This window comes from Novosphingobium sp. (assembly GCF_041905565.1).
Taxonomy (GTDB): Bacteria; Pseudomonadota; Alphaproteobacteria; order Sphingomonadales; family Sphingomonadaceae; genus Novosphingobium.
Genome location: NZ_JAYRKX010000001.1, coordinates 129,797 through 151,256, shown reverse-complemented (window position 1 = coordinate 151,256; position 21,460 = coordinate 129,797). Strand labels below are relative to the sequence as shown.

The 21,460-nt window shown below is 66.9% G+C and carries 25 protein-coding genes and 1 tRNA gene; 10 read left to right on the top strand and 16 right to left on the bottom strand.

The genetic code is table 11. The features are described 5' to 3' along the window. Position 1 precedes the first annotated feature (1 nt). Genes accD through trpB form a run of 3 tightly spaced genes read right to left on the bottom strand, consistent with a single transcriptional unit; the run spans position 2 to position 2,858 of the window. Positions 2–850: an acetyl-CoA carboxylase, carboxyltransferase subunit beta gene (gene accD, locus ACE3N9_RS00760; protein ID WP_374279874.1), complete on the bottom strand. Its 849-nt coding sequence runs from the start codon at positions 848–850 to the stop codon at positions 2–4. Next, complete coding sequence (trpA, locus tag ACE3N9_RS00755; RefSeq protein WP_374279872.1) at positions 847–1,641, bottom strand: tryptophan synthase subunit alpha; 795 nt, start codon at positions 1,639–1,641, stop codon at positions 847–849. Before trpA ends, accD begins: the two co-directional genes overlap by 4 nt. Beyond that, entirely contained in the window at positions 1,638–2,858 is a 1,221-nt protein-coding gene (gene trpB / locus ACE3N9_RS00750) for a tryptophan synthase subunit beta (RefSeq protein ID WP_374279869.1), read from the bottom strand. Before trpB ends, trpA begins: the two co-directional genes overlap by 4 nt. 231 nt (positions 2,859–3,089) lie before the next feature. On the opposite strand from trpB, the gene ACE3N9_RS00745 reads away from it, so the two are divergent. Next, the gene (locus ACE3N9_RS00745) at positions 3,090–3,554 is read left to right on the top strand and encodes an outer membrane beta-barrel protein (RefSeq protein ID WP_374279867.1); all 465 of its coding nucleotides are present in this window, start codon (positions 3,090–3,092) and stop codon (positions 3,552–3,554) included. A 55-nt stretch (positions 3,555–3,609) separates the two neighbouring features. Here the strand turns inward: ACE3N9_RS00745 and ACE3N9_RS00740 are convergent, their stop codons facing one another. From ACE3N9_RS00740 to purB, 5 genes are all read right to left on the bottom strand, one after another. Beyond that, positions 3,610–4,251, bottom strand: a complete 642-nt coding sequence (locus tag ACE3N9_RS00740) for a phosphoribosylanthranilate isomerase (protein WP_374279865.1) — start codon at positions 4,249–4,251, stop codon at positions 3,610–3,612. Between the two features lie 26 nt (positions 4,252–4,277). After that, positions 4,278–5,024 (bottom strand): SIMPL domain-containing protein, encoded by a 747-nt coding sequence (locus tag ACE3N9_RS00735; protein ID WP_374279863.1) that lies wholly within the window; start codon positions 5,022–5,024, stop codon positions 4,278–4,280. Between the two features lie 61 nt (positions 5,025–5,085). Continuing rightward, the gene (gene pyrF, locus ACE3N9_RS00730) at positions 5,086–5,775 is read right to left on the bottom strand and encodes an orotidine-5'-phosphate decarboxylase (protein WP_374279861.1); all 690 of its coding nucleotides are present in this window, start codon (positions 5,773–5,775) and stop codon (positions 5,086–5,088) included. Next, a complete protein-coding gene (locus ACE3N9_RS00725; protein WP_374279859.1) occupies positions 5,772–6,089 on the bottom strand; it encodes a DUF1049 domain-containing protein in 318 nt (105 codons plus the stop codon). Before ACE3N9_RS00725 ends, pyrF begins: the two co-directional genes overlap by 4 nt. An 88-nt stretch (positions 6,090–6,177) precedes the next feature. Continuing rightward, the gene (gene purB, locus ACE3N9_RS00720; protein ID WP_374279857.1) at positions 6,178–7,491 is read right to left on the bottom strand and encodes an adenylosuccinate lyase; all 1,314 of its coding nucleotides are present in this window, start codon (positions 7,489–7,491) and stop codon (positions 6,178–6,180) included. A gap of 123 nt (positions 7,492–7,614) precedes the next feature. On the opposite strand from purB, the gene ACE3N9_RS00715 reads away from it, so the two are divergent. Beyond that, positions 7,615–9,075, top strand: coding sequence for a glycoside hydrolase family 125 protein (locus ACE3N9_RS00715; protein ID WP_374279855.1), 1,461 nt, complete (start codon positions 7,615–7,617; stop codon positions 9,073–9,075). Positions 9,076–9,209: 134 nt separating this feature from the next. Here ACE3N9_RS00715 and ACE3N9_RS00710 read toward each other — a convergent pair whose 3' ends face one another. The 7 genes from ACE3N9_RS00710 to aroA all read right to left on the bottom strand — a co-directional run bounded on the left by ACE3N9_RS00710 (position 9,210) and on the right by aroA (position 15,610). Next, positions 9,210–10,184, bottom strand: coding sequence for an NADPH:quinone oxidoreductase family protein (locus tag ACE3N9_RS00710; protein ID WP_374279853.1), 975 nt, complete (start codon positions 10,182–10,184; stop codon positions 9,210–9,212). A 4-nt stretch (positions 10,185–10,188) separates the two neighbouring features. After that, positions 10,189–10,962, bottom strand: coding sequence for a hydroxyacylglutathione hydrolase (gene gloB / locus ACE3N9_RS00705; protein ID WP_374279851.1), 774 nt, complete (start codon positions 10,960–10,962; stop codon positions 10,189–10,191). A 101-nt stretch (positions 10,963–11,063) separates the two neighbouring features. After that, positions 11,064–12,767, bottom strand: coding sequence for a 30S ribosomal protein S1 (gene rpsA / locus ACE3N9_RS00700; RefSeq protein ID WP_374279849.1), 1,704 nt, complete (start codon positions 12,765–12,767; stop codon positions 11,064–11,066). A 228-nt stretch (positions 12,768–12,995) separates the two neighbouring features. Then, positions 12,996–13,376 (bottom strand): cytochrome c, encoded by a 381-nt coding sequence (locus ACE3N9_RS00695; RefSeq protein ID WP_374279847.1) that lies wholly within the window; start codon positions 13,374–13,376, stop codon positions 12,996–12,998. A 40-nt stretch (positions 13,377–13,416) separates the two neighbouring features. Further along, on the bottom strand, positions 13,417–14,046 hold the full coding sequence (locus tag ACE3N9_RS00690; RefSeq protein ID WP_374279845.1) for a d(CMP) kinase: 630 nt from the start codon (positions 14,044–14,046) through the stop codon (positions 13,417–13,419). Continuing rightward, positions 14,043–14,297 (bottom strand): permease, encoded by a 255-nt coding sequence (locus tag ACE3N9_RS00685; RefSeq protein ID WP_374279843.1) that lies wholly within the window; start codon positions 14,295–14,297, stop codon positions 14,043–14,045. The genes ACE3N9_RS00690 and ACE3N9_RS00685 overlap by 4 nt, the downstream gene beginning before the upstream one ends. Then, complete coding sequence (gene aroA / locus ACE3N9_RS00680) at positions 14,294–15,610, bottom strand: 3-phosphoshikimate 1-carboxyvinyltransferase (RefSeq protein ID WP_374279841.1); 1,317 nt, start codon at positions 15,608–15,610, stop codon at positions 14,294–14,296. The genes ACE3N9_RS00685 and aroA overlap by 4 nt, the downstream gene beginning before the upstream one ends. Before the next feature lie 185 nt (positions 15,611–15,795). On the opposite strand from aroA, the gene ACE3N9_RS00675 reads away from it, so the two are divergent. From ACE3N9_RS00675 to ACE3N9_RS00650, 6 genes are all read left to right on the top strand, one after another. Further along, entirely contained in the window at positions 15,796–16,116 is a 321-nt protein-coding gene (locus tag ACE3N9_RS00675; protein ID WP_374279839.1) for an FYDLN acid domain-containing protein, read from the top strand. Positions 16,117–16,225: 109 nt separating this feature from the next. Next, positions 16,226–16,301 (top strand) — tRNA-Ala (locus tag ACE3N9_RS00670). 86 nt (positions 16,302–16,387) lie between these two features. Next, on the top strand, positions 16,388–17,836 hold the full coding sequence (gene ffh / locus ACE3N9_RS00665; RefSeq protein ID WP_374279837.1) for a signal recognition particle protein: 1,449 nt from the start codon (positions 16,388–16,390) through the stop codon (positions 17,834–17,836). 36 nt (positions 17,837–17,872) lie between these two features. Further along, positions 17,873–18,325, top strand: coding sequence for a 30S ribosomal protein S16 (gene rpsP / locus ACE3N9_RS00660; protein WP_374279835.1), 453 nt, complete (start codon positions 17,873–17,875; stop codon positions 18,323–18,325). Between the two features lie 27 nt (positions 18,326–18,352). Then, complete coding sequence (gene rimM / locus ACE3N9_RS00655; RefSeq protein ID WP_374280322.1) at positions 18,353–18,841, top strand: ribosome maturation factor RimM; 489 nt, start codon at positions 18,353–18,355, stop codon at positions 18,839–18,841. A 17-nt stretch (positions 18,842–18,858) separates the two neighbouring features. Further along, positions 18,859–19,185 carry a hypothetical protein gene (locus ACE3N9_RS00650; protein WP_374279833.1) on the top strand — a complete coding sequence of 109 codons (327 nt, stop codon included), beginning with the start codon at positions 18,859–18,861 and terminating at the stop codon, positions 19,183–19,185. A 155-nt stretch (positions 19,186–19,340) separates the two neighbouring features. On the opposite strand, the gene ACE3N9_RS00645 is transcribed toward ACE3N9_RS00650, so the two are convergent. Then, positions 19,341–20,195: a hypothetical protein gene (locus ACE3N9_RS00645; protein ID WP_374279831.1), complete on the bottom strand. Its 855-nt coding sequence runs from the start codon at positions 20,193–20,195 to the stop codon at positions 19,341–19,343. Positions 20,196–20,272: 77 nt separating this feature from the next. Here ACE3N9_RS00645 and trmD point away from each other — a divergent pair, with 77 nt between their 5' ends. After that, complete coding sequence (trmD, locus tag ACE3N9_RS00640; RefSeq protein ID WP_374280320.1) at positions 20,273–21,010, top strand: tRNA (guanosine(37)-N1)-methyltransferase TrmD; 738 nt, start codon at positions 20,273–20,275, stop codon at positions 21,008–21,010. A 5-nt stretch (positions 21,011–21,015) separates the two neighbouring features. Further along, a complete protein-coding gene (rplS, locus tag ACE3N9_RS00635; protein ID WP_374279829.1) occupies positions 21,016–21,384 on the top strand; it encodes a 50S ribosomal protein L19 in 369 nt (122 codons plus the stop codon). The last annotated feature ends 76 nt before the right edge of the window (positions 21,385–21,460 follow it).

Below are 21,460 nucleotides of genomic sequence, written 5' to 3'. Positions count from 1 at the left end.
CTCAGGCCGCCTTGGCGGCGCCCAGGAAGTCCAGCACCTGCGCCAGCGTGGCCTTCAGCTCGCGGCGGTGGACCACCATGTCGACCATGCCGTGTTCAAGCAGGTATTCGGCGCGCTGGAATCCTTCGGGCAGCTTTTCGCGAATCGTGTCCTGGATCACGCGCTGGCCGGCAAAGCCGATCAGGCAGCCCGGTTCGGCAATCTGGACATCGCCCAGCATGGCATAGCTGGCAGTGACCCCGCCGGTGGTCGGATCGGTCAGCACCACGACATAGGGTAGCCCGGCGCGGCCAAGCCGGCGCACCGCGACCGTGGTCTTGGGCATCTGCATCAGGCTGAGAATGCCTTCCTGCATCCGCGCACCGCCGGCGGCGGTGCAGATCACGTAAGCGCACTTTTCCTTGATCGCCCGGTCCACCCCGGCAACGAAGGCCGCGCCCACCGCCATGCCCATCGACCCGCCCATGAAGGCAAAGTCCTGCACGCCCAGCACCGCCTTGTGGCCATCGATCCTGCCCACCGCGTTGGTCAGCGCATCGGGATGCGGATTGGCGGCGCGGGCGGCCTTGAGCCGTTCGGGATACTTCTTGCTGTCGCGGAACTTCAGCGGGTCTTCCTTCACCTTGGGGGTGGGAAGCACTTCAAAGCCGGCGTCGAGCAACTGCGCGAAGCGCGCGTCGGCACCGATGCGGCCATGATGGTCGCAGCGCGGGCAGACGTTCTGGTTATCCTCGTACTCCTTGGTGAACAGCATTTCGCTGCACGAAGGGCACTTGATCCACAGGTTGTCAGGGGTGTCGCGCTTGTCCTGAAACGGCAGCGCCTTGCGAACACGATCGAGCCAGCTCATGCCGTTTCCCTAGCGCAATGGACGGCATCGGCAAGCGCCTTGGTCAATTCGCGCACAGGTCCGGCGGCACGCGCGCCGTGCAGACCGACCAGATCGACCAGCGCCGAGCCGACCACCACGCCGTCCGCGACACGGGCAATCGCCCCGGCCTGTTCCGGCGTGCGCACGCCAAAGCCGACCGCGACGGGAATCGTCGCGTGCTCCTTGAGCCGCGCCACCGCATCCTCGATCGAGGTTTGGGCTGCCTGCTGCATGCCGGTGATCCCGGCAACCGAGACGTAATAGAGGAAGCCTGACGAGCCTTCGAGCACCGCCGGCAGCCGCGCCGCATCGGTGGTTGGGGTGGCCAGGCGGATCAGGCTGACGCCCGCCGCGCGCAGGGCCGGGCCAAGCTCGGGGTCTTCCTCGGGCGGGATGTCGACACAGATCACCCCGTCGACCCCGGCCTTGGCGCATTCGGCGGCGAACCATTCGGACCCGCGGATGGTCATCGGGTTGGCATAGCCCATCAGCACCAGCGGCACATCGGCGTGGCGGGCACGGAAATCAGCGGCGATGCGGAAGATGTCCGCCGTGGTGGTGCCGGTGCCCAGCGCGCGCAGGTTGGCGTTCTGGATCGCCGGGCCATCGGCCATCGGATCGGTGAAGGGCATGCCCAGCTCGATCACGTCGGCCCCGCCTTCGACCAGCGCGTCGAGGATCGCGGGCGTCGCATCGGGCGTCGGATCACCGCCGGTGACGAAGCAGACCAGGGCCGGGCCCTTGGCAAAGGCGCGTTCGAAGCGGCTCACAGCGTCACCCCCAAGTGTTCGGCGACCGAGAAGATGTCCTTATCGCCGCGCCCGCACAGGTTGAGCAGGATGATGCTGTCCTTGGGCATGGTCGGCGCGATCTTCTTGACCGCAGCAATGGCGTGGCTCGGCTCCAGCGCGGGGATGATCCCTTCGGTGCGGCAGAGCAGCTGGAAGGCGTCCAGTGCCTCGTCGTCGGTGACGCTGGTGTAATCGACCCGGCCAATGTCGCGCAGCCATGCGTGTTCCGGGCCAATCCCCGGATAGTCCAGCCCGGCGCTGATCGAGTGGCCTTCGGTGATCTGGCCGTCCTCGTCCTGCAGCAGGTAAGTCTTGTTGCCGTGGAGGATGCCCGGGCGCCCGCCCGCAAGGCTGGCAGCGTGTTCCTTGTCGAGGCCGTAGCCCGCCGCTTCGACGCCCATCATCCTGACCGAGGGATCGTCCAGGAACGGGTGGAACAGCCCGATCGCGTTGCTGCCCCCGCCGATCGCGGCGACCAGCAAGTCGGGCAGGCGGCCAGTGCGGGCCAGCATCTGGGCGCGGGCTTCCTTGCCGATCACGCTCTGGAAATCGCGGACCAGTTCCGGGTAGGGGTGCGGGCCGGCGGCTGTGCCGATGATGTAGAAAGTGTCGTGGACATTGGCGACCCAGTCGCGCAGCGCCTCGTTCATCGCGTCCTTCAGCGTGGCGGCCCCGGCGGTGACCGGGCGCACTTCTGCGCCCAGCAGCTTCATGCGGAACACGTTGGGGGCCTGGCGGGCCACGTCGGTCGCGCCCATGAAGATCACGCAGGGCAGGCCGAAACGCGCGCAGACGGTGGCGGTGGCCACCCCGTGCTGGCCCGCGCCGGTTTCCGCGATGATCCGGGTCTTGCCCATCCGCATCGCCAGCAGGATCTGGCCGATGCAGTTGTTGATCTTGTGCGCGCCGGTGTGGTTCAGCTCGTCGCGCTTGAACCAGATCTGCGCGCCGCCCAGCTCCTCGGTCAGGCGCGGGGCGAAATAGAGCGGGCTGGGGCGCCCGACATAGTGTTCCAGGAGGTCGTCGAACTGGGCGTGGAACGCGGGATCGGCCTTGGCGGCGGTATATTCGCGCTCAAGGTCCAGGATCAGCGGCATCAGCGTTTCGGCGACGTACCGGCCTCCGAACTGGCCAAAATGGCCGCGATCGTCGGGCTGGTTGCGAAAAGTGTTCGGCGCGGGGGTTTGGACGGTCATGACGCGCTGGCGCTTGGCATTATCAGCCGCGGAAGTCCAGCCTTTGCGGGCTTTTGCTGCCACGGCTGAACGTAATTTAACTATCAGATGTTATCAATATCTGTTGCTAACATGCAACAAATGGAAATTCTGACGGAATTTCTGAACAATGAATTCATCGAAGCGACAGGAAGGGCGACCTACCTGCCGCCTCGTCCCTGTCACAGGGCTGAATATCCAAGGAGTTTGATTATGCGTAAGGTTCTTCTCCCGCTGCTCGCCATTGCGGCCACCGCGACCCCGGCCATGGCGAACGAAGCCCGCGTCGAAGCGCGCGGCGGCGTGTTCTGGACCGATGGCTACACGCAGGACACCTATGGCGTCGCTGCGGGCTACGATTTCGACCTCGGCCAGACCTTGTTCGCCGGTGCCGAAGTGTCGGCCGACAAGATCGCCGACAGCGGCACCAAGGTTGCCTGGGGCTTCACCGGCCGCCTCGGCACCAAGGTGGGCGAAACGGGCAAGCTCTACGCCGCCTCGGGCTACACCACCGAGACCTGCTCGGGCTGCAACAACGATTCCGTCCACCTCGGCGCGGGCTATGAGCAAGGCTTTGGCAACAACCTCTATGCCAAGGTCGAATATCGCCACTTCTTCCTCGACCAGAACCGCCAGGACGGCAACGCCGTGGTCGCGGGCCTGGGCGTGAAGTTCTGATCGAACAACCAGCCACCGAGCGAAGGGGCGGCCCGGCAACGGGTCGCCCCTTTTCCTATGCTGATCGCGCTGCCGCGCAGAAGGCGGCGATCTTTGCCGGGTCCTTCATCCCCGGCGCGGTTTCGATCCCGGACGAGGTGTCGACCAGCGGCGCGCCGGTCAGCCGCACGGCTTCGGCGACGTTGTCGGGCGAAAGCCCCCCGGCGAGGCCCCAGGGGCAGGCGGCCTTCCACGCCGATAGCAGCGACCAGTCGAACTTCAGACCCATGCCGCCCTGCAAAGCGCCCTTGGGCGTCTTGGCGTCGAACAGCACCAGATCGGCCGCGCCGACATAGGCGCGCGCCCTGGCCACGTCTTCGGCGGTGGCGACCGACAGCACCTTCCACGCCGGCAGGCCGTGATGCTGGCGCAGCTGCGCGACCCGCTCGGGGCTTTCGCTGCCGTGCAGTTGCAGCGTGTCGAGCCCGGCGGCGGCGACTGCTTCCGCAATCTGCGCGTCATCGGCATCGACGAACACGCCGACCCGGCCAATCCGTCCGGCAGCGCGCTGGCCCAGCGCGCGCGCGACGTCGAGCGAGGCGTAACGCGGACTGTTCGGATAGAACATCAGCCCGAAATGATCGGCGCGCGCGGCAATCGCGGCGTCGAGCGTTTCGGGCGTGGTCAGGCCGCAAAGCTTGATGGCGGGGGCAGTCATACCCCCGCCGGTTAGCGTGGCCGCGCTCAGGGCGCCAGTTCGAACTGCACGGTGACGCTGGCGGCCAGTTCGACCTGCCCCGCCGCGACCGGGGTGGGCATGCCATCGGCCATGCGCGCTTCGGCAAAGGCGAACTTGGGCTGCGGGGCATAACCGCCGCTTTCGGTGATCGTCAGCATCCGGACCACGCGCAGGCCTGCGGCTTTGGCGTAAAGCTCGGCGCGGGCGCGCGCGGACTTGATCGCGGCCACGCGCGCTTCGTCCAGCGCGGAATCGGGATTGTCGAGCTGGAAGCTGGGGCCGTTCACTTCGTTCGCGCCGGACGCGACCAGCGTGTCGAGCACCTTGCCGAACTGCTTCAAATCGCGCTGCTTGACGCTGACCGTGTTGGTCGCCTGGTAGCCGGCGATGCGCGGCGCACGCGCGATGCCATTGGGGCCGACCGGCTGTTCGGCATAGACCGGGCTGAGCGAGATCTGGCTGGTCTGGACGTCCTTGTCCGCGATCCCGGCGGCTTTCAGCGCGGCGATCACCTTGGTCATCTGCACGGCATTGGCGCTCATCGCCGCGCCGGCGGTGGGGGCCTGGCTGGTCACCCCGGCGCTGAACATGGCCAGGTCCGGCGCGCGGGCAGTGCGGCCTTCGCCGATCACGGTCAGCACGGTGCTGCCGGCGGCAAGGACCGGGCCGGACTGGGCGTTTTGGGCCATGGCGGCACCCGGCAGGGCCAGGGCAAGGGCCAGCGGGGTCAGGGCAAATCTAAGCGATTTCATGGCGATACTCCTTCGCATCATGAACCGCACATGCCCGTGCCCGGCTTTCGCGGGGCTGAACCTAGAGCGTTCCTTCGATCGCGCGGGCGGCGGCAACAGGGTCTTCGGCGCGGGCGATCGGGCGACCGATCACCAGCACGCTGGCCCCGGCATCGCGCGCCTGGCGCGGGGTGACGGTGCGCTTCTGGTCGCCGTGGCTGCCCTTGCCGTGCGGATCGGCGGGGCGCAGTCCGGGAACGACGAAGAAGCCGTCCTTCCACTGCGAATGGACCGAGGCCACTTCGTGCCCGGAACAGACGATTCCATCCAGGCCCGAGGAATGGGCGAGGTCGGCCAGCCGCATGACCTGATCGTGCGCGGAGCCGCCAATCCCGGTCGCAGCCATGTCGCTTTCGTCGAGGCTGGTCAGCAGCGTCACGCCGACCACCTTGCAATGCTCACCCGCCGCCGCCTTGGCATCTTCCATCATCGCGCGGCCGCCGCCGGCGTGGACGGTGACAATCGACGGCTGCAACACATGGATCGCCTGCATCGCCCCGGCCACGGTGTTGGGAATGTCGTGCAGCTTCAGGTCAAGAAAGATCGGCAGGCCGATCTTGGCAATTTCGTGCACCCCGTGGTGGCCGTGGGCGCAGAAGAATTCGAGCCCCAGCTTCAGCCCGCCGATATGCCCCGCAACCTTGCGCGCCACCGCTTCGGCGGTTTCCAGCCGGGGGAAATCAAGCGCGAGGTAGATCGGATTGGTGTTCATGCCGGGGGATTCTCCTGTGCGGCGGCGTCAAGCTGGGTGGTGGTGGCGACGGCGGCGGGCTGGGTGGCGGTAGTTGCCCGCACCGTGTTTTCAAGGTTGGCGATTCGCCGGTTGAGCCGCCAGCGCGCGCCCTTGTGCAGCAGCCACATCGGCAGCAGTCCGATCAGGAACGAGACGACGACAAGGGCGGGCAGCTTGGTCTGGAGGATCAGCCCCTCCCAGATCTTCACTTCGACGTCGTTCCAGTTGTTGAGCGAGAACAGCAGCAGGGCGACGCCCAGCAGCACCCACACGATCGTCCGGATCACCCGCATGGTCGTTCAACCTCCATCCCGATCAGTCCCTTGCCCGGCGATGCTAGGCGCGAAGCGAAAGGGGCGCAAGCGCGCCCCAGACGCCGGCTTACTCGCCGAACACCCGGGCGAAGATCGTGTCGATCGCCTTGAAGTGGTAGTCGAGGTTGAACTTCTCCGCGAGGTCCGCCGCGCTCATCACCGCGCTGACTTCGGGATCGGCCTTGAGCAGTTCGAGCAGGCTGAGCTGACCGTCGCTTTCCCACACCTTCATCGCGTTACGCTGGACCAGGCGGTAGGCGGCATCGCGCTCAAGCCCCGCCTGGGTCAGCGCCAGCAGGACGCGCTGCGAGTGGACCAGGCCGCCCATCTTGTCGAGGTTCTTCTGCATCCGCTCAGGATAGACGACCAGCTTGTCGACCACCGAGGTCAGCCGGGCCAGTGCGAAGTCGAGCGTGATGGTCGCATCCGGCCCGATGAAGCGTTCGACCGAGGAGTGGCTGATGTCGCGCTCGTGCCACAGGGCGACGTTCTCCAGCGCCGGAGTCACGGCCGAGCGGACCATGCGGGCCAGGCCGGTCAGGTTCTCGGTCAGCACCGGGTTGCGCTTGTGCGGCATGGCCGAGCTGCCCTTTTGCCCGGGCGAGAAGTATTCTTCCGCTTCCAGCACTTCGGTGCGCTGCAGGTGGCGCACTTCCACCGCCAGGCGTTCGATGCTGCTGGCGATCACGCCCAGCGTGGCAAAGAACATCGCGTGGCGATCGCGCGGGATCACCTGGGTCGAAACGGGTTCAACCGCGAGGCCAAGCTGCCCGGCGACGTATTCTTCGACCGACGGGTCGATATTGGCGAAGGTGCCGACCGCGCCCGAAATCGCGCAGGTCGCCACTTCGGCGCGGGCGGCCAGCAGGCGCACCTTGCAGCGGCTGAATTCGGCATAGGCTTCGGCCAGCTTCTTGCCGAAAGTGGTGGGTTCGGCATGGATGCCATGGCTGCGGCCGATGGTCGGGGTGTACTTGTGTTCCAGCGCGCGGCGCTTGATCGCGGCGAGCAGCGCGTCAAGGTCTTCCAGCAGCAGGTCGCTGGCGCGGGCCAGCTGCACCGCCAGTGTGGTGTCGAGGACGTCCGAGCTGGTCATGCCCTGGTGCATGAAGCGCGCTTCGGGGCCAACCTGCTGGGCCACCCAATCGAGGAAAGCGATCACGTCGTGCTTGGTCACCGCCTCGATCGCGTCGATCGCGGCAACGTCGATGCTGGGGTTCGTCGCCCACCAGTCCCACAGCGCCTTGGCGCCACTGGGGGGGACCACGCCCAGTTCGCCCAGCTTCTGCGTGGCGTGGGCTTCGATCTCGAACCAGATCTTGTAGCGGGCTTCCGCCTCCCAGATGGCGACCATCGCGGGGCGGGCATAACGGGGGACCATGGTTCGACTCCTTCGTGGCTACGCGGCTGCCGCTAGGGCGCGCGCGGCGTGAAGGCAAGGGGCGGTGGAGGCCAACCGGTGCAGGACTTGCCACGATCCGCCAATCCCGCCACCCTGCGGCCAGTGTCCCGATCCGCCGCCAGTCGCCGTTCGTTCCTTGCCGCGGGCAGCGCCTTGCTGCTGGTGCCGGGGCGGCTGCGCGCGGCCCAGGCCAGCCAGGATGTGTCGATGTTCCAGTCCAACCGCCCGCCCGTGGCCGAGCGCCGCTTCGTTTCCAAGGTGGTCGAGCGCGAGATCGACCGCGTGACCGGCCTGATCCGCGATCCCGAGCTGGCCTGGCTGTTCGGCAACTGCTTTCCGAACACGCTCGATACCACGGTGTTCCTGGGCGAGCACGAGGGCCACGACGATGCCTTCGTCATCACCGGCGATATTCCGGCGCTGTGGCTGCGCGACAGCGCGGCGCAATTGCGGCCCTATCTGCACCTGGCCCGCCATGATGACGGCCTGCGCCGGCTCTATCGCGGGCTGATCCGCCGCCACGCGCGCTGCGTGCTGGCCGATCCCTATGCCAATGCCTTCCTGCGCGATCTGGACGACCGGGCCGGGCTGCACTGGGCGCGCAGCGACCGGACCGAGATGAAGCCGGGCGTGGCCGAACGCAAATGGGAGGTCGATTCGCTGTGCTATGTCCTGCGCCTGGCGCACGATTACTGGCGAGCGAGCGGGGATACCGAACCCTTCGATGCCACCTGGGCCAGTGCCGCGCGGCTGATCGTGGCGACCTTTCGCGAACAGCAGCGGCTGGCCGGTCCCGGTCCCTACCGGTTCCAGCGCCAGTCCACCCAGCCGACTGAAACCACGCTGGCCGGGATCGGCGTGCCGACCCGCAAGACCGGGCTGATCCATTCCGCCTTTCGCCCATCGGACGATGCCTGCACCTACCCCTGCAACATTCCGGGCAACCTGTTCGCGGTGGCGACCCTGCGCGAACTCGCCGCGCTGGCCCATGCCGTGCTGAAAGACGATGCGCTGGCGCAGGACGCCGCCGCGCTCGCGGCCGAAGTCGAAGCCGCAGTGTTCAAGCACGGCGTGATGCAGCTGCCCGATGGGCGGCAGGTCTTCGCCTATGAAACCGATGGCTTCGGCAACCACCTGTTCATGGACGATGCCAATGTCCCCAGCCTGCTGGGTCTGGCCTATCTGCGCTGCCTGCCGTCCGATTACCCGCTGTGGCGCACCACTGCCGATGCCGTGTGGAGCGAGGCGAACCCGTGGTTCTTCCGCGGCCGCGCGGCGGAAGGGATCGGCGGGCCCCACATTGGCGAAGGGCAGGTCTGGCCGATGTCGATCGTGCTGCGCGCGCTGTCGAGCGATGACGAGGCGGTGATTGCCGATTGCCTGCGCGTGCTGCGGGCGACCCACGCGGGCACCGGCTTCATGCACGAAAGTTTTGATGCCAATGATCCGGCGAAGTACACCCGCGCATGGTTCGCTTGGGTCAACGGACTGTTCGGGGAACTGGTGGTCAAGCTGGCGAACGAGCGCCCGCACCTGCTGGCGCTGGATTTCGGGGAGGGGTGAGGGGGCATCCCCAACAGACCCGTCACCCCGGACTTGATCCGGGGTCCAGCTGCCTTTTTTTATCCGACGCGCTGCCAAGGAAAAGCTGGACCCCGGGTCAAGCCCGGGGTGACGGTAAATCGTAAACGGCAGCCCTAGGGCACCAGTACCACCTTGCCCACGATCTGCCGCGCGGCCATGGCGTCGAAGGCCTCGCGCCAGCGCTCCAGCGGCAAGATGCGGTCGATGTGGGGGTGGAGCTGGCCCGATGCGGCCAGCGCCAGCATCGCCTCGCGCAGGGCCTTGCCGCGTTCGGGAAAGCGCCGGGCATATTCGCCCGCGCGCACGCCGACGATCGAGAAGCCCTTGATCAGCGGGATATTGGTCGACACGTCGGCAATCCGCCCGCCGGCAAAGCCGATCACCAGCAGCTTGCCGCCAAAGGCGACGCAGCGGGTGCTTTCATCGAAAATGTCGCCGCCGACCGGATCATAGACCAGATCGCACAGGCGCCCGCCGGTGATCTCTGCCACCGCCTCGCGAAAGCGGCCTTCGGCGAGGATTGCGGCGTCGGGGTTGCAGGCGGCCTTCAGCGCTTCCAGCTTGGCGGGGGAGCCGGTGGTGGCGATCACTTTCGCGCCCAGCGCCTTGGCCAGGTCCGCCGCCGCCAGGCCGACGCCGCCGGTGGCGCCGTGGACCAGCACCCAGTCCCCGGCCTTCAGCCCGCCGATCTCGACCAGCGCGGTATAGGCCGTGCCATAGGCCGCGCCGAGCGCGGCGGCGGTGGGATAGTCGATGCCATCGGGAATCGGGCGCAGCGCCGATGGATCGAGCGCGGCATATTGCGCCATGCAGCCGCCCTTGCTGCCGCCCATCACCCGCGTGCCGACGGGGAGCGGGCTGCCTGCGTCCGCCTCGACCACTTCGCCGGCCAGTTCAAGCCCCAGCACGAACGGCGGCTCGGGCTTGAACTGGTATTCGCCCCTGGTCATCAGCAGGTCGGGAAAGTTGAGCGAGGTGGCGTGGACGCGCACCAGCACTTGCCCGGGCGCGCGCTGCGGCATGGGCAGATCGAGCAGGGCCACGCCCGACAGGTCGGGCGAAAGGTGGCTGACAATCAGGGCCTGCATCGGTTCAGAAGGTGTCCTTGGCGGTGCGCAGCGCGGCAAAGGTGGCGACCGGATCGCCGATAACCGCCCCGCGATCGGCCCAGCGCGCCTGCATGTCGGGATCGTCGGCGCGCAGGAACGGGTTCGTCACCAGTTCGCGGCTCAGCGTGGTCGGAACCGTGGGCATCCCGGCGGCGCGGTTCCGGTCAATGTGCGCGGCATAGTCGCGCAGCTTGGCATTGTCCGGGTCGGCATGCAGCGCGAAGCGGGCGTTGCTGGCGGTATATTCGTGCGCGCAGTAGAGCATGGTCGAAGGCGGCAGCGCCTTGAGCCGGCACAGGCTGGCCCAGAACTGGTCGGGCGTGCCTTCGAACATCCGCCCGCAGCCCAGCGCGAACAGCGCATCGCCGACAAAGGCCATGTCGGCCGCCGCGCAGTGCAGCGCGATGTGGCCATTGGTATGCCCGCCGACGTCGATCACAGTGAAATCGAAGGCGCCGATCGACACCTTGTCGCCCTGGCCGACCGTGCGGTCGACCGCCGGGGTGCGCGGCGCATCCACGGTAGATGCGGTCACCGTGCAGCCGGTGGCTGCCTTGATCGCCTCGTTCCCGCCGGCATGATCGGGGTGCCAGTGGGTGTTCCAGATCTGGGTGATCTGCCATTCCTTGTGCGCGGCTTCGCGCAGGTAGGCCTGGGCATCGGGGGTGTCGATGCACACGGTCTCGCCGCTGACGGGATCGTGCAGCAGGTAGCCGTAGTTGTCGGACAGGCAGGGGAACTGGTGGACTTCAAGCATGGGACTCTCCTGCGCCCACCTTAGCGCGTCGCGCGCAAAGCAAAAGCCCGCCCGGATCACTCCGGACGGGCCTTTGTCTGCCTGATGGCGGGAAGTTGGACTTAGTCCTTCTTCGCCTTCAGCGCGGCGCCGAGGATGTCGCCCAGCGAAGCGCCGGCATCCGACGAGCCGTACTGTTCCACGGCTTCCTTTTCTTCGGCCAGCTGGCGGGCCTTGACCGAGAAGTTCGGCTTCTTCGAACGATCGAAGCCGATGACCATGGCGTCCAGCTTCTGGCCGACCTGGAAGCGGTCGGGGCGCTGTTCGTCGCGGTCGCGGCCCAGGTCCGAACGCTTGATGAAGCCGGTGGCCCCATCTTCGCCGGCCTGCACTTCAAGGCCGCCGTCGCGCACTTCGAGCACGGTGACGGTGACGACTTCGTTCTTGCGCAGCGAGCCCGTCGCGGCAACGCCGCCGGCCGCCGGAGCGCCCTTTTCGAGCTGCTTCATGCCGAGGCTGATGCGTTCCTTGTCGACATCGACGTCAAGCACGATGGCCGAAACCTGCTCGCCCTTGCGGTGCAGCGCCAGCGCGTCCTCGCCCGAGATGCCCCAGGCGATGTCCGACATGTGGACCATGCCGTCCACGTCGCCATTGAGGCCGATGAACAGACCGAATTCGGTCGCGTTCTTGACTTCGCCTTCGACCTGCGAACCAACCGGGTGCTTCTCGGCGAAGGCCTCCCAGGGGTTCTGCTGAGCCTGCTTGAGGCCCAGGCTGATGCGGCGCTTGTCGCTGTCGACTTCCAGCACCATGACGTCGACTTCCTGGCTCGTCGAAACGATCTTGCCAGGGTGGACGTTCTTCTTGGTCCAGGACATTTCCGAAACGTGGACCAGGCCTTCGATGCCCGCTTCCAGTTCGACGAAGGCGCCGTATTCGGTGATGTTGGTGACGGTGCCGCGCAGCTTCGCGCCGACCGGGTACTTGGCGGCGACGCCTTCCCACGGATCGCTTTCCAGCTGCTTCATGCCCAGGCTGATGCGCTGGGTGTCCTGGTTGATGCGGATGATCTGGACCTTGACGGTGTCACCGATGTTGATGACTTCGTTCGGGTGGTTGACCCGCTTGTAGCTCATGTCGGTGACGTGGAGCAGGCCGTCGATGCCGCCGAGGTCAACGAACGCACCGTAATCGGTGATGTTCTTGACGACGCCGTCGATGATCTGGCCTTCCGACAGGTTCTGGATCAGGCCGCTGCGCTGTTCGGCGCGGGTTTCTTCCAGCACCGCACGGCGCGAGACGACGATGTTGCCGCGGCGGCGATCCATCTTGAGGATCTGGAACGGCTGCGGCACGTCCATCAGCGGCTGCACGTCGCGCACGGGGCGGATGTCAACCTGCGAGCCGGGCAGGAAGGCCACGGCGCCGTCGAGGTCGACGGTGAAGCCGCCCTTGACGCGGCCGAAGATCACGCCTTCGACGCGCTTGCCTTCGCCAAATTCGTTTTCGAGCTTGTCCCAGGCGGCTTCGCGGCGCGCGCGGTCGCGCGACAGCATCGCTTCGCCTTCGGAATTTTCGACGCGGTCGACATAGACTTCGACTTCATCGCCAACCTTGAGCCCGTGGGGCTGGCCGGCCATCGCGAATTCCTTGAGGGCCACGCGGCCTTCGCTCTTCAGGCCAACGTCGATGACGGCCTTGTCGTTTTCGATGGCGGTGATGGTGCCCTTGACGACGCGGCCTTCGAAGCCGCCCGCATCGGCGCCGCCGAGCGATTCATCAAGCAGCGCGGCAAACTGGTCGCGCGTGGGATTGGTAGCCATTGCTGGTTTCCTTCAACGTTTTTCCCGGCCAGGCGGTTGTTTCCGCCGGTCTTTCCTCCACCCAGGCACTATTGCCGAGGCGGGCCAAAAGGGCCGAACCGCCGCGGCGGCCCCATGCCATCCGCAGCATCCGCATGAGGGCAGACCCCCGCACGGACCGGCGGCCCCTAGGGGAAGGGGGGCGCAAAAGCAAGGAAAATGCCCGCCGGGCCGCGCCGGGACGGGCGCTCAGATCGTTGGCTTGTAGTCCGCCCGGCGCAGGGTGACGATATAGTCCGCCAACTCGCGGATTCGCTCGCGCTCCACCGCAAAGTCCATCGCTTCGGGAAAGTTGTGCGAATCGCGCAGGAACTGGCGCAGCGTGGTGCTGGTCAGCCCGGGGCGGTTGGCGATGTCCTCGAACGTCGGGCTTTCGGGATTGGGCGAGGAGCTGTTGCGGGTGACCCCGTGGCAGGCGGCGCAGCGCTGCTCGGCAAAGGTCTGCCCGCGCTTGACCCGCGCCGCAGCGGCAGCGGCCGCCTTGCTTTTCGCCGGACGCGGCCCGGCATCAACCGCGGCGGGCAGGGCAAGGGCGATGGTCAGCGCGGCGAGCAGCAGGGGACGGGTCATGCCCGGTCCCTAGCAGCCCGGCCGCCCCGGCCGCAACGCTTCAGCGCCGGGCGGCGGCCTGTTCGCTGACGATCCGGATCGCGGCGGCAATCGCCTCGTCCTTGCCCAGATCGCTGGTGTCGAGCAGCACTGCGTCGTTTGCCGCTACCAGCGGAGCTTCGGCGCGGGTGCGGTCGCGCAGGTCGCGCGCCTCAAGATCGGCGGCGATCTCGGCCAGGGCGACGGCGCGTCCGCTGGCCTGCATTTCCTTGAAGCGGCGTTCCGCCCGGGCGGAAACGCTGGCGATGACAAACAGCTTGGCATCAGCCTCGGGCGCGATCACGGTGCCGATGTCGCGCCCGTCCAGCACCGCACCGCCCGGTTGCAGGGCAAAGCCGCGCTGGCGCTCATACAGCGCATGGCGCACGTCTGGATGGACCGAGACCCGGCTGGCCAGGCCGCCGCTGGCCTCGCTGCGCAGCTCGGGATCGTCCAGCAGGCTGTCGGGAAAGGCGCAGGCGGCCAGGGCGTCGGCCGGATCGTCGGGATTGCCGCCGTTCAGGCTGACCTGCCGCCCGACCGCGCGGTAGAGCAGGCCAGTATCGAGATGCGGCAAGCCGAAATGCGCGGCCAGCGCCTTGGCCAGGGTACCCTTGCCCGATGCGGTCGGGCCGTCGACGGCGATGATCATGACTTGCTCCTGCGTTCGCGAAACGCCTTGGCCAGGCCCCAGATGGCAATCGCTGCCCAGAACCCTTCCAGCGTCAGCGAGGCCAGGTTGGTGTTGACCAGCAGCGACACCGTCAGCAGCGCCGCGCCCGCCAGATTTACCCCGTGCTGGACGAACGGATTGGGCTGCCGGGCATGAGTGGCGTAGCCATAGGCAAAGATGATGCAGGCCATGCCCACGAATCCGCAGGCATTGGCAAAGGTCTCGTTCATCCCGCCAGCCCGTCGAGCATGGCTTCGAACACCGGGAAGCTGGTGGCGATGGGGCGCGTGTCGTCCACTTCGACCCCGGCCTTGCTGGCCAGACCCCCAACCGTCATCGCCATGGCGATGCGGTGGTCGAGATGCGTGGCGATCGCGCCGGAAGTGCCGGGCAGCGGTTCGCCGCCGGTGCCCTCGATCGTCAGGCCGTCTTCCTGCTCGCTCACCCGCGCGCCGGCGGCGGACAGCGCGGCGGCCATCACCGCCAGACGGTCGCTTTCCTTGACGCGCAGCTCGTCGAGGCCGGTGGTCACGGTGGTTCCTTCGGCAAGGGCAGCGGCGACGAACAGCGCGGGGAATTCGTCGATCATGCTGGGGGCGATGGCGGGATCGACCGCGATGCCGCGCAGTGCGGAATGTTTCACCAGCAGGTCGGCCACCGGCTCGCCGCCCACCTCGCGCGCGTTCAGCAGGGTGATGTCGCCGCCCATCTGTTGCAGCACTTCGACCAGCCCGGCGCGGGTGGGGTTCAGCCCGACGTTCTCGATCAGCAGCTCGCTGCCCGGCACTACCAGAGCGGCGACGATGAAGAACGCGGCGGACGAGGGATCGCCCGGCACGTCGATCACCTGCGGCTTCAGTTCCGCTTCGCCGCGAATGCGGATCACGCGGGTGCCATCTGCCTCAATCTCCACGTCCAGTTCCGCGCCGAAGCCTCGCAGCATCCGTTCGGAATGGTCGCGGGTGGGGATGGGTTCGATCACCGTGGTCAGGCCTGGCGTGTTCAGCCCGGCCAGCAGCACCGCGCTCTTTACCTGGGCGCTGGCTACCGGCAGGCGGTATTCGATCGGCACGGCGGGCTGGGCGCCGCGCAGCATCAGCGGCAGCCGGTCGCCCGGGCTGGCGGTGAACTGCGCGCCCATGCGGCTCAGCGGTTCGATCACCCGGCCCATCGGGCGCTTCGACAGGCTGGCATCGCCGATGAAGCTGGCGGTGATCGGGTGGCTGGCGACCAGCCCCATCAGCAGGCGGGTGGACGTGCCCGAATTGCCCATGTCGAGCGCGGCCTGCGGCTGGAGCAGGGCGCCGACGCCGACCCCGTGGACCGACCAGCTGCCTTCGCCCAGCCGCTCAACCTGCGCGCCCATCGCCCGCATCGCGGCGGCGGTGGAGAGCACGTCTTCCCCTTCGAGCAGCCCGGTGACCCGCGTTTCGCCCACCGCCAGCGCGCCCAGCATGATCGAGCGGTGGCTGATCGACTTGTCGCCAGGCACACGGATCCGGCCCTTCAGCGGGGCGCTGGGCAGGAAGCGGCGGGGGCGCATCTGGGCAGGATCGGCAGAGGACAAGAGGCGGGCTTTCGCAACAAGGGGCGGGAAATGCGCGCGGCTTTTGACAGCGGGCGCGGGCTATGGCAAGGCGCGCCCCGCGCTGGGACTGGCGCATCAGCCTCCCAATACGTATTAAGCCAAATTCGCGGCCCGCCCGGGCGGCGCAAGTGAGGAATTGTATGGTCAAGCCTGAATGGGGCGCCAAGCACGGCTGCCCGAAGTGCGGCACCCGCTTCTACGATCTGGGCAAGGACGACCCGATCACCTGCATCGAATGCGGCTATGCCTGGCATGCCGAGCCGGTGCTCAAGTCGAAGCAGCCGATTCCCTACGAGGAAATCCAGAAGGACAAGGTCGAAGAAGGCGCTGATGTCGATCTGGCCGATGCCGATCTGGACATCGACGAGGACGGCGATTCGCCGGATAACGACGTTGATCTGGGCGGCGATGACGACCTGGGCGTCGGTATCGACGGCGATGGCGACACCGACGACGTTTGAGGTAAAAAACCCTCTTGCCAAGCTGGAAGGCCGCCACTAGAGGGGCGGCCTCCCGGCGAGACACCGGGGGCATTGACCGGGTTTCCAGAGCCGGTCGGATGAATGGTACGGGGCCTTAGCTCAGCTGGGAGAGCGCCTGCATGGCATGCAGGAGGTCAGCGGTTCGATCCCGCTAGGCTCCACCATTCACCAAACAGAGTTCTAGCGGCAAGCTGGTCGGCGAGGTTTCGCCCACCGGCTTTTTTCGCGTTGATGTGGAGTACGTGAGCGAATGTTCGACGCACTGTCAGACCGGTTGGGCAATGTCTTCGACCGACTGCGGGGCCGTGGCGCGCTCAAGGAACAGGACGTCCGCGATGCGATGCGCGAAGTGCGAATCGCGCTGCTCGAAGCCGACGTCGCGCTGCCGGTGGTCCGCCGCTTCATCGACGATGTCACCGAAAAGGCCGTTGGCGTTGAAGTCCTGAAGTCGGTCACCCCCGGCCAGCAGGTGGTCAAGGTCGTTAATGATGCCCTGGTCGACATGCTGGGCGGCACCGAAGTGCCCGGACTGGATCTGGCCGCCACCCCGCCGGTGGTGATCATGATGGTCGGCCTGCAGGGTTCGGGCAAGACCACCAGCACCGCCAAGCTGGCCAAGCTGCTCAAGGAAAAGCAGGGCAAGAAGGTGATGATGGCGTCGCTCGACGTCAATCGCCCGGCGGCGCAGGAACAATTGAAGGTGCTGGGCGAGCAGGTCGAGGTTGCGACCCTGCCGATCGTCCCGGGCCAGATGCCGGTCGATATTGCCGCCCGCGCGATGCAGGCGGCCAAGCTGCAGGCGGTGGACGTGCTGTTGCTCGACACCGCGGGCCGGCTCCACGTCGATCAGCAGTTGATGGACGAGATGAAGGCGGTCGCGGCGACCACTTCTCCGCGCGAAACGCTGCTGGTGGTCGATTCGCTGACCGGTCAGGACGCGGTCAACGTCGCTCAGGCCTTTACCGGCCAGGTTGATCTGACCGGCGTCATCCTGACCCGGATGGACGGCGATGCGCGCGGCGGCGCGGCGCTGTCGATGCGCCACGTCACCGGCAAGCCGATCAAGTTCGCGGGCACCGGCGAAAAGCTCGATGCGCTGGAAGTGTTCCAGCCGGCCCGCGTCGCCAGCCGCATCCTCGGCATGGGCGACATCGTCTCGATCGTCGAAAAGGCGGCCCAGGCGATCGAGCAGGAAGAAGCCGAGCGCATGGCCGAGCGCATGGCCAAGGGTCAGTTCGACATGAACGACCTGCGCACCCAGCTGCGCCAGATGCAGTCGATGGGCGGGCTTGGCGCGCTGGCGGGCATGCTGCCGGGGATGAAGAAGGCCAAGGCGGCGATGCAGCAGTCAGGCATGGATGACCGGGTGCTGCTGCGCATGGACGCGATCATCGGGTCGATGACCCCCAAGGAACGCGCCAAGCCGGACCTGCTCAACGCCAAGCGCAAGATTCGCATTGCCAACGGTTCGGGCGTGCAGGTTCAGGACGTCAACAAGCTCATCAAGATGCACCAGGAAATGGAGCGCGCGATGAAGCAGATCAAGAAGATGGGTGGCCTCGGCGGCCTGGCCAAGCTGTTCGGCAAGGGCGGGCTGGGTGCGGCCATGCCGGGGCTGGGCGGTGGCCAGGGTGGCGGCTTGCCGGGGCTGGGGGGCGGATCGCTGCCCGGCAACATCGGGGACCTGCTCAAGAAGTGATTTCAGTTATTTCGATTTGATAGAAAGGTAGTTCAAATGTCTGTTTCCATGCGTCTTTCGCGCGGCGGTTCGAAGAAGCGTCCGTACTACAAGATCGTCGTTTCCAACAGCCGCGCCCCGCGCGACGGCAAGTACCTGGAACAGGTCGGCACCTATAACCCGCTGCTGGCCAAGGACGATGACAACCGCGTGCGCCTGGTCGAAGACCGCGTGCGTTACTGGATCGGCGTTGGCGCCCAGCCGACCGATCGCGTCGCCCGTATGCTCGACAAGGCCGGGATCAAGGAACGCGCCGCGACCGTGAACCCGAAGAAGGGTGAACCGGGCCAGAAGGCCAAGGACCGCGCTGAAGACAAGGCCGCCAAGCTGGCTGAAGCCGAAGAAGCCGCCAAGGCTGCTGCTGAAGAAGCTGCCGCTCCGGCCGCTGAAGAAGCTGCAGTCGAGGAAGCTCCGGCTGCCGAAGCCGGCGAAGCCCAGGCTGAAGGCTAAGCCTTGGCTGCGGACCGCCCCGTCACCATGGCCGCCGTCTCCGGCGCGCATGGGGTGACGGGCGAGGTTCGGCTCAAGCTGTTCGGTGAAGGCGTGGAATCGCTCCGGCGGTTCCGCGCCTTCAACGATTCCAGCCTGACGCTGACCAAGCTGCGCGACGACGGCAAGGGCGGGGCGATTGCCCGCTTTGCCGAAGTGACCGACCGCACGGCGGCGGAAAAGCTGCGCGGCACCGCGCTCACCGTCCCGCGGGGCGCGCTGCCGCCGCTGGGCGCGGGCGAATACTACCACGCCGACCTGATCGGCCTGCCCGCCGTGTCCGATACGGGCGAGCCATTGGGCACCTGTGTCGCGGTCGACAATTTCGGCGCGGGCGACGTGCTGGAAATCCAGCGCCCCGCCGGGGAAGACGGCAAGCCGGGCAAGCGCTTCATGGTGCCGATGCGCGACAATGCTGTGCCCGAATGGAGCGCCGAGCGCCTGGTCATCACCGCCGCCTTTGCGGCCGAGGACTGAGCGGCTAGGCTGTCACTATGGCATTCCTGCTGATCCTGGTGTTCTTCATCGCCATTCCGGCCGCGATTGCGGCGGGAATGGCGGGCATTCTGGCGATCCGCCAGCCGGGCTGGTCGCTGCGCCGCCGCAGCGTGGTAGCGGCGGCCGCTGCGGGATTGGTGCCGGTGATCTTGCCGATCGCCTCGATCCTGTCGGGCAATGACGGCGGCGTCGGGCCGGTGGTGCCGACCGTGGCCGTGCTGGTTCTGGCGTTGCTGATGGCCCTGCTGGTCGGCCTGCCGGTGGCGCTGTGGATCGGTCGGCGCAAGCAGGCCCAACCGATCAGGCCGGACCTGTTCGACTAGCTCGCTCCACGCGATTTGCGATCCAATCCCGTCATCCCGGGCTTGACCCGGGATCCAGCTTCTCGCTCGCGGAGTGATCGCGGCGCGTGAGGCCGCAAAACAAAGCTGGCCCCCGGATCAAGTCAGGGGTGACGACTGTTCCGGGGTTGGAACGACTAGTCCTTCACCAGCTTTTCCAGTTCCCTGGCGAACTGCTTAAGCTCGAAATTCTGCGGATCGTCGTGGGCATCGGGGATGCCGGCGTCGACCGTGGCGTGGAACCCCGGGATCAGCCACTGCCCGGCGCGCGCGCTGGTGTAGACGTAGAGCGCGGCGAGCATCCGGTACTGCGCCTTGCTGAACCCCGGCTTTGGCCCCTGGGTAAAGCCCCGGTTGGTCGCGCCCGGCAGGAACCGGCGCGGCTGGACCGTTTCGATATGGACGAAGCGTCCGCGCGCGGCGGGGCCAATCACCCGGCTTTCCAGCTTGGTCGCGCGCCAGCCTTCCTGAAATTCGTGGCCCGCCCAGATCTGCCCGACCCGGTTGAGGAAGATGTGCGCCACCGGCGATTTGGCGAAAGTGCCGTCCATGTAGCTGGTGAAACTGTTGACCCGAAGGTCCGTGTCGAGCCGCTTGGGAAAGGGCGCGTCCTTGTAGAACGGGTCGCTGGTATCGTGGATCACGAAATAGCGCGCGGGCAACCCGGCTTCGGTCTGGCTGATCGGCGCATCGGCATATTGCCGGGCATAGTCCTGGTACGGCTGCGGAAAGGCCGCCAGCGCGGCTTCCTTCATCGCCGCCGTGGGCGCCGTTTCGCTTTCCAGCAACTTGCGGATCACCGGGGGGAGGGGCTGCACCTCCTTTTCGCCCAGCAGCTTGACCTTGCGCAGCAGGCAGCCGGCCTGTTCCACCGGCGTGCCGGCAAAGGTCAGCGTGTCGCGGTCGAATCGGCATTCGCCGATTTCCTCGGCCAAGGCGGGAACGGCGGAGATCAGCGCGGCAAGGGCGGGCAGCAGGGCAAGCTTCATCATGCCAGACTGGCCCCGGTGCGGGGCAAGCTCAAGTCTGCATTTGCCTGTTGCGCGTCAATCTGGAAAAGGCGGCGGCGATGACCTTTCACGCCACCGTCCTGACGCTCTACCCCGAAATGTTCCCTGGCCCCCTGGGAATCAGCCTGGCCGGCCGCGCGCGGGACGAGGGGAAGTGGGCGCTGGACGCCGTCCAGATCCGCGATTTCGCGATCGACAAGCACCGCACCGTGGACGACACGCCGGCCGGTGGCGGCGCGGGCATGGTACTGCGCGTCGACGTGCTGGCCAAGGCGATCGACCATGCCCGCACGCTCAATCCCGAGGCGCCGATCCTCGCCATGACCCCGCGCGGGAAGCCGCTGACCCAGGCCCGTGTGCGCGAGTTGGCGGCGGGGCCGGGCGTGATCGTGCTGTGCGGGCGCTTCGAAGGGTTCGACGAACGGATTTTCGAGGGCCGGGCGGTCGAGGAAGTGTCGGTCGGCGACATTGTCCTGTCCGGCGGGGAACCGGCGGCAATCATGCTGTTAGACGCTTGCATTCGGCTGCTTCCCGGCGTAATGGGCGCCCCTTCCAGCGGGACCGAGGAATCGTTCGAGAACGGCCTCCTCGAGTATCCGCACTATACCCGACCCACCGAGTGGGAAGGGCGCACGATCCCTGAAGTGCTGCGATCGGGGGATCATGCGAAGATCGCGGCGTGGCGCAAGTCACAGTCCGAGATCGACACACGGTTACGCAGGCCGGACCTTTGGGAGCGTCACAGTGACGCTCGGGACCAGCCTGCCTCTGGCGCGCGGCAAAAGAAGAAGGACTAGGGTTCATGAACCTGATCCAGCAGATCGAGGCCGAGGAAATCGCCAAGGCCGCCAAGGAAATTCCGGAATTCCGCCCCGGTGACACCGTCCGCGTCGGCGTGAAGGTGATCGAAGGCGAACGCAGCCGTGTCCAGGCCTACGAAGGCGTGTGCATCGCGCGTGCGAACAAGGGCATCAATTCCAACTTCACCGTCCGCAAGATGAGCTTCGGTGAAGGCGTGGAGCGCGTGTTCCCGCTCTACTCGCCGAACATCGATTCGATCACCGTCGTCCGCAAGGGCGTGGTGCGTCGTGCGAAGCTCTACTATCTGCGCGGCCGCACCGGCAAGCGCGCGCGCATCGCGGAACGCCGCGACGTGCGTAACGAGGGCTAAGCCCCTAGCGCTTCGCGTCGAGTGAACTAGAAAGGGCGTCCCGGCCATCGCCGGGGCGCCCTTTTCCTGTTCGGGA